We start from the raw sequence: 15,847 nt of genomic DNA, 5'->3' as shown, positions 1-15,847 counted from the left end.
GGGGGACGGTGCTCCTTTCCTCTGCGCTGGGTTTCCCTCCACCGAGGTGAAATCTCTGATGGGTTCCTCGCAATGAACCATGTCGAGCGGAAGGGGGTGCACCTTGTCGGTCACGGTCGAGGTGCGTGCCGTGCCGTCCCTGACGGAGATCGCGGCGGCCGAGTGGGACACCCTCGCCGCGCCCGGGGGGCTGTACGCGTCGCACGCGTGGCTGGGCTCGGCCGAGCGGGAGCCCGGAGCAGGCGTCGAGTATCTCCTCGCCCACGCCCCCGACCGGCTCGCCTGCGCCCTCCCGGTGTACGACGTGGAGGTCGAGCACAACCCCTACTACGCGCACCGGCGCCATCTCGACCTGCTTGGCCTGGACGGAAGTTGGGCCCTCGCCGGCGCCCGGCGCGGGTACCGGTACGAACTGCCCGCCGCCCCGGACCCGGGCCCCGAGCTGGACGCGCTCCTCGCGGCGGCACTGGCGCGGGCCGAGGACCGCGGTCAGCGCGGCCTGCTGTTCCCCTTCGCCACCAGCCGCACCGCCCGGCTGCTGTGGGAGCGCGGCGCGGCGGTCGCCCTGGACGGCGCCGACGCGGCGGTGGTCACCGGCGGCGCACCCTTCGAGGAATACCTCCAGCGGCTCGGCAGCAAACGGAGGATCGCGATCCGTCACGAGTTCTCCACGTTCCACGCGGCCGGGTACGAACTGGGCCTCGAAAAACTGGCGGACTGCTACGCGGAGGCCGCGCCGCTCCTGGGACAGATCCAGCGGAAATACGGCCACGAGGCACATGACGAGGGAATGCTGGATTATCTCGCCGGACAGGTCGAAGCGCTCGGAAAGTATTCCAGAGTCTTTACCGCCCGCCGCTCCGGAAGACTCGTCGGCTTCTCGCTGATGTATGAATTCGGCGAGACGCTGTACGCGCGCGCGGTGGGGTTCGACTACGCGGAGACCGGAAAAGCCTACGAATACTACGCGCTCTGTTACTACCTGCCCATCGAATACATGCACCGGCAGGGTCTGCGCGTGCTCCACCTCGGAATGGAGACGTACCAGGCGAAGCTGGCGCGCGGCGCCCGGCTCAGCCCGCTGTGGTCGGTCGCGCTGCCGGTGCCGTCGTCGCCCCTGCCCGGAAGACCCCTGGCGGACACCTCCGAGTGGCTGGACAGGTTCGGGCGGCGGGCGCTGCCGGAGGACGAGTGGCAGCAGCCCTGGGCCGCGCCGTGGGGGGCGCCCGAGGCCGGCACGCCGGGCGCGCGGGAGGGGACGCGGTGACGCCGCCCGCCCTGGTCGTGGACGGCGTGGGCCGTGACTACGTCGACCGGAAGAAGGTCGTCACCGCCCTGTCGGAGGTGTCCTTCACGGTCGGCCGCGGCGAGATCGTCGGCCTGCTGGGCGTCAACGGCGCCGGGAAGACGACGCTGTTGCGCATCATCGCCACCCTGCTGACCGCGACCCGGGGCCGGGTCCTGGTCGACGGCGTCGACGTGGCGGCCGACCCGAGATCGGCCCGCACCCGCCTGTCGGTGGTCTTCGGCGGCGACCGCGGGCTCTACCCGCGGCTGTCCGCCCTCGACAACGCCATGCTGTTCGGCTCCCTGTCGGGCCTGCCGACCAGGTCCCTCTCCCGCACGGCGCGCGACGCGCTCGCCTCGGTGGGACTGCTCGACGTGGCGGACCGCTCGGTCGGCACCTTCAGCAAGGGCATGAAGCAGCGACTGCACCTCGCGGTCGGCCTGATGGCCCGCCCGGCGCTGATGATGCTGGACGAACCCACCGTGGGCCTGGACCCGCTGGAGACGGAACGGCTGCGCACCGTCGTGGCGAAGCTGCCCGAGGAGGGCGTCGGCGTCCTGCTCACCAGCCACAACCTCCAGGACATCGAACGGCTGGCGTCCCGGGTGGTGATCCTGCGCGGCGGCACCGTCAGCCTCGACCTGCCGCTCACCGAGCTGCTGGAGCAGAGCGGCGCCGCGACGACCGTCGTCGTCCTGTCGGACGCGCCCTGCCCGGTGGACGCCGAGGCGGACGGCGGCCGGGGCATCCGGACCCTGTCCAGCGAGCGCGCCCCCGAAGAGGCGCTGTGGCGCACCGAGTTCGAGGTCGCCGCGTGGACCGCGGACTCCCTGCGCGAGCTGTCGAGGCTGTGGCCGACCGGCCTGATCAGGGACGTCCGTGTGCAACCCGTCGGCCTGGAGCAGGTGTTCAGCCGGCTGGCGGGCCTGCGCACCGGGGAGGACGGATGACCCCGGGACCCGGGCCGCGCGCCCAGCTGTCCGTGCTGCGGCACACCATGGTCTTCCAGCTCCGCCAGCAGCACGTCCTCAGCGCCGTGATCCCCGGCTGTGTGGTGCCGGCGGCGCTGTGCCTGGCCACGCTGCTCGCCCGCGGCCCCCACTCCATGCTGACCGCGCGCCAGATCCAACTGGGCTGCGGAGTCCTGGCGTTGTGGAGCTGTGCGATCTGGCAGACCGGTCTGATCCTGCGCGAGGAGCTGGCGCAGGGCACCCTGCCGGGCATCCTCACCCGGCAGACCGGCCTCGGCACCGTGCTGTTCGGCAAGACGCTCGGCACGGCCCTGCGCTGCGCCCTGCTGATCGCCGTCACCATCGGCTGCGTCGGCCTGCTCACCGGCGAGCCGCTGCGCATCGCCCACCCGGGCATCTTCGCCCTGGCCGCCCTCGCCACCTTCGGCTCGGCCCTGGTGCTGGGCGCGCTGCTCAGCTGCCTGTTCCTGCTGACGCCCGCCGCCATGCGCATCGCGGAGGCGCTGGTCTACCCCATGTCGCTGCTCGGCGGCATGATCGTACCGATCCGGCTGCTGCCCGGCTGGCTGCGGCACGTACCCGATGTGATCTCGCTGCGCTGGGCCACCGAACTGCTCACCGCCGCCGCGGAGGGCCGCGCGCAGAGCGTCACCGCGTGGGTCTGCCTGTGCGCCACCACGGGCGGCTACGCGCTGCTGGCCCGCTGGGCGTTCCGCACGGTGCTGCACCGGGCGAGGGAGCGAGGCACCCTTGCGCTCGCCTGAACGCCTGCGCGGGCTGACGGTCGTCGCCGGGGCGGCCCGCCGCGACTACCTGGCCGTCTACGGGGTGAAGACCCTCATCGGCTCCACCGTGCCCCGGTCCGTGCTGCAACCCCTGTTCCTCGCCTACCTCGGCTATCTCGCGGGCGGCCTGCCGGGGCGGCGGTTCGCGATCGTCGGGGCCTGTGTGCACGTCCTGTCGCTCGCCGCGGTCGTCAAGGCGGCCGACAGCATGACCGAGGACGGCGCCGCGGGCACCCTGTACCGGGTCCGCGTCAGCCGCCCCGGGCTGCCCCTCGTCCATCTGACCCGGTGCTGGATCTACGTCGTGGAGGCGGTGGCCTCGGCGCTGGTCGCGGTGGTCGGCGTGTGCGCCTTCTTCCAGGAGTGGCGGCTGATGGGCGCGCTGCTCCAGGGCTCCGGCCTGTTCGTACTCACCGCGCTCAGCGCCACCGCCTTCGGCCTCGCCGTCGCCGCGCTCGCCGCCCTGCACCCGGCCTCCCCCGTCCTGACCAACCTCGCGGTGTACGCGCTGCTCGTGCTGTGCGGCATCATCGCGCCGACCGACCGGCTGGTCGCGCCCGTGCGCTGGGTGTCACAGCTGCTGCCCCTCACCCATGGCGCCGAGTCGCTGCGCGCCCTGGCCGACGGCCGGCCCTGGGCGGCGCAGGCGGCCCTGGAGGCGCTCGTCGGCGCCGCCTGGCTGGCCGCCGGACTGATGCTGCTGCACCGCAACGACCGCCGGGCGCGCCGCCTCGCCACGGACGCCGGCTGACCACCCCACTCCCCCGAGCCGAGACCCCGACTCCCGCGAGCTACTTCGCCCCCTCTCCTTCTCCCACCTCATCGCACCGGAAGGGAATGCGCATGGACGGCTCGACGGCCGATGCCAGCGGTGCAATCCTGCGAGGCCCGGACCGGGACCACCCGGCGCCGTCCGGCGTCCCCGGACTCGTCCGGGCCGTCTCCGCCGCCGCGCCGGACGCCGTGGCGCTCGTCGACGACGCGGGGACGGTCACGTACGCCGAACTGGAGACCGCCTCCGACGCCGTCGCCCGCCTCCTCGTCGGGGCCGGTGGCCGCCCGGGGGACGTCGTGGCCGTCTGTGTGCCGCGCGGGCGCGCCCTGGTGTTCGCGCTGCTCGGCGCCTTGAAGGCCGGTCTGCCCTATCTGCCGCTGGCTCCGGAGGATCCACGGGAGCGGCGGCTCGGCATCCTGCGCCGCTCGGGGGCGGCCCTCGCGCTGGTCACCGGGGAGACGGCGGACAGCCTGGACGGCCACGAGGAGGGTGCCCCGCGGGTGCTGCGCCTCGACACGGGGGGCGGGGCGACCACCGCGGAGTGGGGACCCCTCAGGGAGGTCGCCGGCGACCACCCGGCCTACGTCCTGTTCACCTCCGGCTCCACCGGGGAGCCCAAGGGCGTCGTCGTGCCCTCGCAGGCCCTGTGCAACCGGCTGCTGTGGATGTGCGAGCGGTACGGCTTCGGCCCCGAGGACCGCGTCCTCCAGAAGACGCCCGCCACCTTCGACGTCTCCGGCTGGGAGCTGCTCGGCCCGCTGGTGTCCGGCGCGACGGAGGTGCTCATGCCTCCGGGCGCGCACCGCGATCCGGGCGAGGTCGTGGACTGGGTGACCCGGCACGCCGTGACCGTCTGCCACTTCGTGCCGTCGATGCTCGCGGAGTTCCTGCGCTGGCCGGGCGCGGACCGCTGCGTCTCGCTGCGCGCGGTCGTGTGCAGCGGGGAGGCGCTGACGCCGGGTCTCGTACGGCGGTTCCGGTCCGTCCTCGGCGCGGAGCTGCACAACCTGTACGGCCCGACCGAGGCGGCCATCGACGTCACGGCGTGGGAGTGCCCGCGGGACCCGGACACCGTGCTGATCGGCGGCCCGATCGACAACTGCACGCTGGTGGTCCTGGACGAGGAGCTGCGGCCGGTACCGGAGGGTGAGTCCGGTCAACTCGCCATCGGCGGCGTGCCGTTGGCCCTCGGCTATCTGAACCGGCCCGACCTCACCGAGGCGGTGTTCGTGGCGGCGCCCGGCTGGTGCCCGGTGCCCCGGCTCTATCTGACCGGCGACCTGGTGCGCCGGCGCGGGGACGCCCTGGAGTACCTGGGCCGGATGGACCACCAGGTGAAGATCCGCGGCCAGCGGGTGGAGCTGCGGGAGACCGAGGACGTGCTCCGCGAGCTTGATCCGGTGCGCGACGCCGCGGTGGTGGCCGCGCCCGGCCCGGACGGCACGCCGACCGTGTGCGCCTTCGTCGTGCCGGTGCCGGGGGCCGGGGCCGACGACTCGCTGTGGCGCGGGCTGCGGGACCGGGTGGCCGCCGCGCTGCCCGAGGCGTTCGTGCCGGCGCTGTTCACCGCCGTCGAGTCGGTTCCGCTGACCGGCAGCGGCAAGCAGGACGCCAAGGCGCTGCGGGCCCTGGCCGAGGAGCGGCTGGCCGCCTCCGTCCCGGCCCGTCGGGCCGCCGACGAGCTGGCCGCCTGCTGGGCGGAGGCCGTCGGTCACGTCCCCGAGGACGAGCACCGCGGCTTCCTCGACGCGGGCGGGCACAGCCTGGCCGCGGCCCGGCTCGCCGGGCGGGTCCTCGGCCGGTGGGGCGTCCGGCTGCCGCTGTCGGTGTTCCTGCGGGACAACGTCTCGCTCGCCGAACTGCGCGACCGGCTGCCCGGGACCGTGCGCGAGCGCGCCCTTCCCCGCCGACCGGGCGGCGACGGCCCGGCCTCCCCCGAGCAGCGGCGGCTGTGGCTGTGGCAGCAGGTGTTTCCCGACTGCCCCGCGTACAACGTGGTGGGCGTGCTGCGGGTGCGCGGCGCGCTGGACCCGGACACCCTGCGTGCCGCGTGCGGTGACCTGATCGCCCGCCATGAGTCGTTGCGCACGGTCCTGGAGTCCTCCGGGGGGCCGCGGCGACGCGTCCTGCCCCCGAGCGGGCCCGGTCTGTTCACCGAGCGCACGCTCGCGGTGGTCACCGACGAGGCGGTACGGGACTTCGTCGCCGGGGTCGCCGACGTGCCCTTCCCGCCCGACCGGCTCCCCCGGCTCGCGGTGGGCCTGCTGCGGGACGGCGCGGGCACCGAGTCGCGGGTGGTGCTCAGCGTCGACCACCTGGTCTGCGACCAGCGCTCCCTGGACCTGCTCCAGCACGACCTGGCCGAGCTGTACGCGGCGCGGTCGGCGGGGAGTGCCGCGCGGCTGCCGGACCCCGTGGGGTTCGGCGAGGCGCTGGCGTCGGCGCCCGAGGACGCGGAGGCCGAACGGCGCGACCGCGACCTGGAGTTCTGGCGTACCTGGCTGGACGGCGTGCCCCAGCGGCTGGGGCTGCCGCACGCCCGGCCGCGCGCCGGGCTGCCGGACCACCGTGGTGCGCAGGAGCTGGCCGACCTCGACGTGGAGACCAGCCGCCGGCTGGACGAGGTCTGCCGGGCCGAGCGGGTCACCGTGGCCAGCCTCGCCCTCGGCGCCTACGCGCGGGCCCTCACCGCCTGGACGGGGCGGCGCAGTGTGCTCGTGGGCGTGCCGATGTCGGGGCGCGAGACGGAGGAGCAGCACGAGGCCGTCGGCTTCTTCATGCGTACGGTGCCCGTGCGCGTGGACGTGCCCGAGGGCGCCGGGACGCGCGAGGTGCTGGGGCCGGTGGCGGAGGCGGTGCTCACGGCGGCGGAGCACATGGCGGTGACGTTCGACGAGATCGTGGCGGCGGTCGGCGCCGAGCGCTCCCCGCACGAGAACCCGTTGTTCCAGGCGTGGTTCAACGATCTGACGCAGGCCGCTCCGCCCGGCTCCTTCGGCGGCCACCAGGCCGTTCCCGAGGACCCCGAGGCCCGCTGGTCCCTGTTCGACCTCGGGCTCTATCTGTCCCGGCGGCCCGACGGGGGCTACCGGCTGCGGCTGGTCCACGCGGCGGACTTCTGGGACGCGGGTACGGCGGCGGACTTCCTGCGGGCGTGCCGGGAGGCCCTGTCGTCGGTGCTCGGCGACCCGCCGGAGCCGGCGGACCCGGCGCCCACCGGACCGCGCCGCACGTGTGCCGACGTGGTCCGTGCCGTGCTGGCGCAGGCCGAGCGGGGACCGGAGCGGCCCGCGCTGGTCGGCACCGACGCCACGGTCACGTACGGCGAACTGGCCGACTGGATACGCCGGATCGGCTCCCTGGTGCGTGAGCGGACCGAGCCGGGTGGGACCGTCGCGGTGCTGGCCCGCCGTACCGCGGGGCTCGCCGCGGCGCTGCTCGGCGCCTGGTACGCCGGGCGGCCGGTGCTGCTCGTGGACGCCGAGGCCCCCGCGCCGTGGCGCCGGGAGGTGCTCGCCGCGGCCGACGTCGCGCTGGTTCTGGGGACCGGTCCGGAGACGGTGCCGGGGGTGCCGTACGAGAGTGTCGAGCGGTCGGCGCCGAGGGAGCGGCACGGTCTCCCGGCACCGGTCGAACCGGACGCGGGACAGCCGGAGTTCGACCCCGACGCGCCCGGTCACCTCATCGTCACCTCCGGGACCTCGGGGAGCCCGGCGCTCGTGGTGCTGCCCGCCGACGCGCTGCCCGAGGCGCTGGACTGGTACGCGGCCGAGCTGGGCCTGGGGGCCGACGACGTCTTCTGCCTGACCACACCGCCCGCCCACGACCCCGTACTGCGCACCCTGCTGCTGCCGCTGACCCTCGGCGCCCGGGTCCGTCTGCCCGGCCCCGGTCAGGCCGAACGTCCCGACCTGCACCTGGAGTTGCTGGCGGAGTCCGAAGCGACCGTGCTGCACCTCACGCCCTCTCAGGCGGGCATCCTCGCCGCCGTCCGCGCCGACCGGGTCCTGCCCTCGGTGCGGGCCGTGGTCTTCCACGGCGAGCCCTTGCACGACACCCGCGCCGAGGAGACCGCCCGGCTCGCTCCCGGTGCCGCGCTGTTCAACCTCTACGGCACCACCGAGACCCCCCAGGCGAGCAGCCTGCACCGCTGGACCCGGCCGGACGAGCCGCGCGCCACCGTGCCGATCGGGCGGGGCACCCCGTACCGCCGCCTGGAGATCGTCACGGCGGCGGGGCGCCCGGCGCTCACCGGTGAGACAGGCGAACTCACCGTCGTGGGACGCGGATTGTCCACCGGATACCTGAACGCGCCCGGCCGGCACGCGAGTACGGCCCTCACCGCAGGTGTGCGCCGCTATCCGACCGGGGACCTGGCCCGCCGCGACCGGCACGGTGCCGTCACCCTGGTGGGCCGCGCCGACCGGCAGGTCTCCCTCGGCGGCTACCGGGTCGAACTGGACGCGGTGGAAGCCGCCGTGTCCCGGCTGCGCGGCGTGGAGAACTGCGCCGTGGCCACCGACCCGGACCACCCCGGCAGCCTGCTCGCCTGGGTCGCCGGCACCGGTCTGGGCAGCACCGACGAACTGGCCGCCGAACTGGCCCGGACCCTGCCCCGCTGGCAGCAGCCCGCGCACTGGATCCGGGTGCCGGACCTGCCGCTGAACCGCAACGGCAAGGCCGACATCCCGGCGCTGCTGAGGCAGCTGGGTCACGGGCGCGGCGAACGCCCCACCGGTGCGACCGGCCGCCCGGCCGCCGACGACCTCGCCCGGCTGATCACCGAACGCGCCCGGGAGCTGTGCCCGCCCGGTGCCCGTCTCACCCCCGACACCGTCTACTTCGACGCGGGCATGGTGTCGCTGAACCTGCTCCAGCTGTACCACCGGCTGGTCTCGGCGGACGGGCTCGGGCTCACCCTGGCGGACGTCTTCCGCTTCCCCACGCCCCGCGCGCTCGCCACCCACCTCGGCACGGGCGCCCCCGCCGCCCCGGCCGCCCCCGCGCCACGCCGCGAAGCGACGCCGCACTCGGCGGCCGACGAGCGCGACGCCCGCCGCGCGGTCCGCACCGCTCTGCGCCGAGGGCGCCAGAACAAGCGCTGACCCCACGGTCCCCCCCTTCCCCAGCGAGAAAGGCACCGGAGCAGTGAGCACTGACGCCATCGCGGTCATCGGACTGTCCGTGCGGGCCCCCGACGCGGCAGACGCCGACGAGTTCTGGCGCAACCTCCTGGCGGGACGCAACAGCATCCACCGGCTCAGCGACGAACAGCTGCTGGCCGCGGGCGAGGACCCGGAGCTGATCAAGGACCCGCACTACGTCCCCGCCCGCCCCCTCCTGGACGACGTGGGCGGGTTCGACAACACCTTCTTCGGCATCTCCCCGCGCGAGAGCGAGCTGCGCAACCCGCAGCACCGCCTCTTCCTCGAACTGTGCTCGACCGCACTCCAGCACGCCGGCTACGAACCCTCCCGCTACGACGGCGAGATCGGCGTCTACGGCGGCTGCGCCAGCGACACCTACGTGGACGACCACATCCGCGCCGACCCGGAACTCCTCGCCCAGGTCGGCGACATGGTCGCGCTGGTCTCCAACAACATCGACTACCTGGCCACGTACACGTCCTACCGGCTCGGCCTCGACGGCCCCAGCCTGAACGTGCGCACCGCCTGCTCCACCTCCCTGGTCGCCACCCACCTGGCCTGCCAGGCGCTGCGACTCGGCGACTGCGACATGGCGCTCGCGGGCGGCGTGGAGATCGAGACGCCGTACGGCCGCGGCTACCGCCACGTGGCCGGCGGCATCGACTCCGCCGACGGGTACTGCCGGCCTCTCGACTCCGAGGCGAGCGGCACGGTCTTCGGCAGCGGCGGCGGCGTGGTGGTCCTCAAGCGGCTCGCCGACGCGCTCGCCGACGGGGACCCGGTCTACGCCGTGATCAGGGGCTCGGCGGTCAACAACGACGGTGCCGCGCGCCCCGGTTTCACCGCGCCCAGCTCCGAGGGACAGAGCCGCGTCATCGCGGAGGCCCTGGCCGTCGCCGACGTGGACCCGGGCACCGTGTCGTACGTCGAACTGCACGGCACCGGAACCCAGATGGGCGACCCCGTCGAGGTGCACGGGCTGCACCAGGCCATGCTCGCGGTCGCCACCGGCGAACTGCGGCCCGGCAGCTGCGCGATCGGCTCGGTGAAGTCGAACCTGGGCCACCTCGGCCCGGCCTCCGGCATCGTCGGCCTGATCAAGACGGTGCTCGCGCTGCACCGCGAAAGCATCCCGCCCACCATCAACGTGCGCGTCCCCAACCCCCAACTGCACCTGGAACAGACCCCGTTCAAGGTAGCGGACGCGGTGCTGCCCTGGCCGCGCACGGCGGGCGCCCCGCGCCGCGCGGGCGTCAGCTCCTTCGGCTTCGGCGGCACCAACGCCCATGTGGTCCTGGAGGAGGCCCCGAGCCCCGAGCCCCTGCCCGAGCGTTTGGCACGTACCGAGCTGCTGGTGTGGAGCGGCACCGACCGGGAGGCCGAGGGAGCGGTGCGCGCCCGGCTCGCCACGTCCCTGGCCGCGCTGCCGGACACGGCCGCGGCCGACGTCGCCCTCACCGCGCAGACGGGACGCCGGGCGCTGCCCGCGCGCGCGGCGCTGACCTTCACCCGCCCGGCCGAGGCCGCCCGGCTCCTCGCCGACCCGGACACGGCGCCCACGGCCATGTCCGACAGCACGCGGCGGCGTCTGGTGTTCGCCCTTCCGGGGCAGGGTTCGCAGCATCCGCGGGCCGCGGCGGGCCTCGCCGCCCATCTGCCCGACTTCGACGCCCGGGTGCGCGAGTGCCTCGCGCTGTTCTCCGACGCCCTCGGCACGGACCTGACGAAGATGTGGCAGGAGGAGACCGACCCCGCGGTCGTGGCCCGGACCGTGCACGCCCAACCACTGCTGTTCAGTGTGGAGTTCGCCCTCGCCCGGTCCCTCGGTACGCTCGGCGTGGAGCCCGCCGCGCTCGTCGGGCACAGCGTGGGCGAGGTCGTGGCCGCCACCCTGGCCGGGGTCATGCCGCTCGCCGACGCGGTGCGGTTCGTCGCCCGCCGGGCGGAGCTGATGCAGGGCATGCCGCCCGGCCGGATGCTCGCCGTGGCCGCCACCGAGGACCTGGTGCGCGACCTGCTGGTCCCCGAGGTCGCGGTGTCCGCGGTCAACGGCCCCGGACAGGTGGTGGTCGGCGGCCCGGCCGAGGCCGTCGACGCCTTCCGGGAGATCCTCGCCGGGCGCGGGGTGCAGGGCAGGCCGCTGTCCACCTCGCACGCCTTCCACACCCCGATGATGGCCCCGGCGGTGGCGGAGCTGACCGACCTGCTGGCGGGCTGCGCGCTGCGCGCCCCGGAGATACCCGTGATCTCCGCCGCGACCGGCCGGCCCCTCGGCGACGCCCAGGCCACCTCGCCGCGCTTCTGGGCCGAACAGCTCGTGGAACCGGTGCTGTTCGGGCACGCCCTGGACACGTTGGCGGAACAGGACCCGGCCCGCGTCCTGGAAGTGGGCCCGGGACAGGCCCTGTCCAGCCTGATCCGCCGCCACCCCGGGCTGCGCGACGCGGGTCACCGCGCCGTGGGCTGCCTGCCCCGGCCCCGGGACGCGGCCGACGGCGACTGGCCCGCGTTCCTGGAGGCGCTGGCCCACGCCTGGTGCGACGGGGTGGACGTGGAGTGGGAGGCGCTGCCGCGCCCGCGGGACACGCGACGGGTGGCACTGCCCGCGTATCCGTACCGGCGGCGGGAGTTCTGGCTGCCGTACGCGGCGGGGGGACGACCGGCACCGGCGGCCGAGGACGCGCGGGAGACCGTACCGGAACCGCCCCGCCAGGACCCGACGGCGTCCGGGACCGACTCGACGGCCCCCGCGCGTCCCGTCCTCGCGCTGCCCGGCTGGCGCCCCGACCGCCATGTGCCGGCCGCGGCGCGCCGCACCCCCGGCAGCCGCGGGCACGCCGTGGTGCTCACCCCCGCCGACCCGGACGCCGCCCGGGAGCTGCTGACCGCCGTCCAGCTGGCGGGCTACCGGACCCTCCCGGTCGCCGAGGGCGGCGCGTACGAGGCCGCCGACTACCGGGGCACGGTACGGCGCGGACACCCCGACGACGTCACCGCCTACCTGGACCATCTGGCCCGACGCGGCGTGGACGTACGCCTGTTGGTGCACGGCCGTGCCTTCGCCGAGCCGCTCCCGGACGTGCCCGAGGCGCTGGACGAGTCCCTGTGGTCCCTCGTGGAGCTGTTCCAGGCGGGCGCCGGACGCCGGGACGCGGACAACCGCCCGCTGCCCCTCGCGGTCGTCATCCGGTCCGCCGTGGACGTGACCGGCGCCGAGGAGCTGAGCCCGGCCCACGCCGCCGCGTGCGCCCTGGCGCGGTCCGCGGCGCTGGAGGCGGGCGCGGGGCAGGTGCGGCTGATCGACGTCGGCAACGTACCGGCCGCGGTGCTCGCCGCCGAACTCGCCGCGCCCGCCTCCCCCGACGCGGCCGTGGCCCTGCGCGGCGCCCGCCGCTGGCTGCCGGACCGCACCGAGTACACGGCCGACGGACCGGTCGGCACCCTGCTGGAGGAGCGCGGCGTCTACGTCGTCACCGGCGGACTCGGCGCCATCGGCCTCGCGGTGGCCCAGGCGCTCGCCCACACCGGACTGCGCCCGCGCCTCGCCCTGCTGGGCCGCAAGGCCGACCGGCCCGAGGAGTACGAGCGGATCGCCCCGGCGCTCGCCGCCATGGAGGCGGCCGGCGCCGAGGTCACACTGCACGCGGCCGACGTCTGCGACGCGGAGGCCGTGCGCGGTGTCTTCGAGGAGCTGCGCGCCCGCCACGGCGCCGTTAACGGCGTCCTGCACACCGCGGGCGTCGCGGGCGGCGGGCTGCTGCGCACCCGGTCCCGGGCGGACATGGAAGCGGTCCTCGCCGCCAAGGTGACCGGCACCCTGGTGCTGCGGGAGATCGTCGCCGGCACACCCGGCGTCCGGTTCCTCACGCTGTTCTCCAGCCGGGCCGCCCTCAACGGCCTTCTGGGCAGCGCCGACTACGCGGCGGGCAACGCCTTCATGGACGCGGTCGCGGTCGGCGCCCCGCCCGGCGCCCCGGTGACCGTGAGCGTCAACTGGCCCGCCTGGCACGGCGTCGGGATGGCCGGCACCGCCCCGGACCACCCGGCGCGGGAGGACGGGACACGCTGGCGCACCGTCCTCGCCCCCGACGACTGGCTCGTGGCCGAACACCGCCTCCAGGGGCGGGCGTTGCTGCCCGGGGCCGCCTACTTCGATCTCCTGGTGCGGGCCGTGCGGGAGGCGGGCGGCGCGGACGATCTCGACCCCGTCGTCATCGAGGACCTCATGCTGTCGGAGCCGCTGTTCGTCCCGGAACCGACGGAGGTCACCGTCACCCTGGCGGAGACGGCCGAGGGCGCCTGGCAGGCGACGGTCCGGGCCGCGGCCGGCGGGGCACCGGCGACCGTGCACGCACGGGCCCGGGTCCGCGTGGACCGCTCCCTGACCGCCGACCGGCCGACCATCGACGCGGCCGCGCTCGGCCAGGGCTGGCCGGCCGTCACCCCCGGGGCGCCCGAGGGCGCGGCCACGGAGTTCGTCTTCGGGGAGCGGTTCGGCTGCGTCCGCGCGGCCTTCCGGGAGACCGACGTGACGGTGGGCCGCCTGGAACTGGCCCCGGAACACCTCGCCGACCTCGACACCCACCCCGTCCACCCGGTCCTGCTCGACCGCTCGCTGGCGCTGAACCTGCCGGCCGGCGACTTCGTGCCGTTCACCTGCCGCCGGGCGGTCGTCCACGGTGAGGTTCCCGCGCAGGTGACGGCCCGCATGGTGCGCCGCCCGGAGCGGACCGGCCGCTCCACCGTGGACGCCGAGCTGTACGACGACCTGGGCCGGGCGGTCGTCACGGTCAGCGGGTACACCAAGATCGCGCTCGGCGGGGAGGCGCCGGCCGCCCGTACGGAGCGTGCGGCCCGGGAGGAGCCGCCGATCGGACTGACCTCGGGGATCACCCTGGACGAGGGCATCGACGCGCTGATGCGGCTGCTGACCGAGCATGTTCCGGCGCAGGTGGCGGTGGTGCCGGCGGAGGAGTGGGCACCGGCTCCTTCGGCCCGAGGGACCGGCCCCGTCGCGACCGTACAGCCCGACCAGCCGGTCGCCCGTGCGGAGGTGCGGGCGCCCGGCGGGCCGCAGCCGGCCCCCGAGCCCGACACCCCCGCACCCGCACCCGCACCCGCACCCGCACCGGACCACCCCGACTCCGACGACCCCGTCTCCGCCGTCGTACGCCTCCTCGGCGAGACCCTCGGCGCGGGCGAGATCAAGCCCGACGACGACTTCTTCGCCCTGGGCGGCGACTCGCTCACCGCGGTCCAGCTGGCGTCCCGGCTCCAGGACCGGTTCCGGGTGTCCGTGAGCGTCGCCGACCTCTTCGACGCCCCCACCCCGGCGGCGCTCGCCGAGGTCGTCGTGGCCCGACAGCAGGAGGCCGGAGCATGAGCACGGCGGGAAGCGGGAGCACGGGCACGGCGGCGAGCGGGACCACGGCGACGACGTACGGCGAGCGCGCGCGGGCCGTGGGCGCCGGATCGGCCTGGCGGGCCTCGCTCGGGCAGGAGCGGCACTGGGCGTACCAGGCGCGGTTCCCGGAGTCGGCGGCGTTCAACGTGCCGATCGCGGTACTGCTGCGCGGCCCGGTGGACCTCGACACGCTGGAGCGGGCGCTGCGGGCGGTGGTGACCCGGCACGAGTCCCTGCGCGCCTCCTTCGGGGAGTCGGCGGGACGGCTCACCGCCCGGCTGCACGACCCCGGGGACATCCCCGTCCTCCGCCACGACCTGCGCCCCCTGTCCGAGGCCGAACGGATCAGGTCGCTGCGGGAGATCGGCTCGCGGGAGGCCGCGCGCCCCTTCGACCTGCGGGCGGAACCCACCACCCGGGTCCACCTGGTGAGCCTCGCGGCGGAGGAGACCGTGGTGGTCGTGAACTTCCACCACATCGCTTTCGACGGCTGGTCCTCGCCCGTCTTCTTCGAGGACCTGGCGGACCGGTACGGCGCGCTGCTCGCCGGGGCGCCCGGCGGCCCGGCCCCCGACCACCGGTACGTCGACTTCTCGGTGTGGCAGCGCCGCCGGATCGCGCGCGGCCGCCACGACGCCCAGCTCGACCACTGGCGCCAGGTGCTGGCCGACCCGCCCCCGCCGCTGCCCTGGCCCCGGGACGGCCGGGACCCCGAGGCCCCCTGGTGGGCCGGTGACATGGCCTGGCTCGGGCTGCCGCAGAGCCTGATCCAGGACGCCCAGCAGGCCGCGCGCGCCTGCGGCACGTCCTTCTTCGTGCTCGGGCTCGCCGTCTACCAGCTGGCGCTGCGGCGGCTGACCGGATGCGACCACCTGGCCGTCGGCACTCCCTTCGCGGGCCGCACCGACCCGCGCTGGGCGGACGTGGTCGGCTTCTTCGTGAACACGCTGGTGATGCCGTACGTCTTCCGGCCCGACGTGCCCGTGGGCCGACTGGTGGAGGACACGCACCGCCTGGTCATGGCGGCCCACGAGAACCAGGACCTGCCCTACGGCGTCCTGCTCGACGAACTGGCGCCGCCGGTCGAGCCGGAGCGCACGCCCTACTTCCAGTCCATGTTCATCCTCCAGAACACCCCGTCCCCCACCCGGAGTTTCGGGTCCGGGACCCTCGCCACCAACAAGCTGGTGACCGGCTCCGCGCGCTACGACGTCACGTTCTCCCTGGGCCGCAGGCACGGCGAGCTGGCCCTGGAACTGGAGAACCGGCCGCGGCTCGTCGGGCAGGAGACGGCGATCGAGCTGGCCCGCGCCTTCTTCGGCCTGCTGGCGGCCGCGACCGCGGACCTCACCACGCCGGTCGGCGCGCTGGAGCCCGCGCCGGTGCCGCTGTCGGTCCAGCGCCGGGGGGACCTGGAGCCGGGGATCGACGGGCTGTTCCGCGGCATGATCGGGGACTGGAGACCGGCGGCGTGACC

Annotated in this window: 7 protein-coding genes; all 7 read left to right on the top strand. The window is 75.3% G+C overall.

Features of this window, described 5'->3' with window-relative positions:
* The first annotated feature begins 130 nt into the window (after positions 1-130).
* The gene (locus ACWDD7_RS03975; RefSeq protein ID WP_450456184.1) at positions 131-1,267 is read left to right on the top strand and encodes a GNAT family N-acetyltransferase; all 1,137 of its coding nucleotides are present in this window, start codon (positions 131-133) and stop codon (positions 1,265-1,267) included.
* Complete coding sequence (locus tag ACWDD7_RS03970) at positions 1,264-2,238, top strand: ATP-binding cassette domain-containing protein (protein WP_450456182.1); 975 nt, start codon at positions 1,264-1,266, stop codon at positions 2,236-2,238. The genes ACWDD7_RS03975 and ACWDD7_RS03970 overlap by 4 nt, the downstream gene beginning before the upstream one ends.
* A complete protein-coding gene (locus tag ACWDD7_RS03965) occupies positions 2,235-3,023 on the top strand; it encodes an ABC transporter permease (protein ID WP_450456181.1) in 789 nt (262 codons plus the stop codon). Before ACWDD7_RS03970 ends, ACWDD7_RS03965 begins: the two co-directional genes overlap by 4 nt.
* Positions 3,010-3,795 carry an ABC transporter permease gene (locus tag ACWDD7_RS03960; protein WP_351868771.1) on the top strand — a complete coding sequence of 262 codons (786 nt, stop codon included), beginning with the start codon at positions 3,010-3,012 and terminating at the stop codon, positions 3,793-3,795. Before ACWDD7_RS03965 ends, ACWDD7_RS03960 begins: the two co-directional genes overlap by 14 nt.
* A gap of 92 nt (positions 3,796-3,887) precedes the next feature.
* On the top strand, positions 3,888-8,924 hold the full coding sequence (locus tag ACWDD7_RS03955) for an amino acid adenylation domain-containing protein (RefSeq protein WP_450456179.1): 5,037 nt from the start codon (positions 3,888-3,890) through the stop codon (positions 8,922-8,924).
* 43 nt (positions 8,925-8,967) lie between these two features.
* On the top strand, positions 8,968-14,349 hold the full coding sequence (locus ACWDD7_RS03950; RefSeq protein ID WP_450456177.1) for a type I polyketide synthase: 5,382 nt from the start codon (positions 8,968-8,970) through the stop codon (positions 14,347-14,349).
* A complete protein-coding gene (locus ACWDD7_RS03945; RefSeq protein ID WP_450456175.1) occupies positions 14,346-15,845 on the top strand; it encodes a condensation domain-containing protein in 1,500 nt (499 codons plus the stop codon). Before ACWDD7_RS03950 ends, ACWDD7_RS03945 begins: the two co-directional genes overlap by 4 nt.
* The last annotated feature ends 2 nt before the right edge of the window (positions 15,846-15,847 follow it).

It is taken from the genome of Streptomyces sp. NPDC001056 (genome assembly GCF_053598955.1).
The sequence above is the reverse complement of the archived record's forward strand: the minus strand, read 5'-3'. Positions and strand labels throughout refer to the sequence as shown.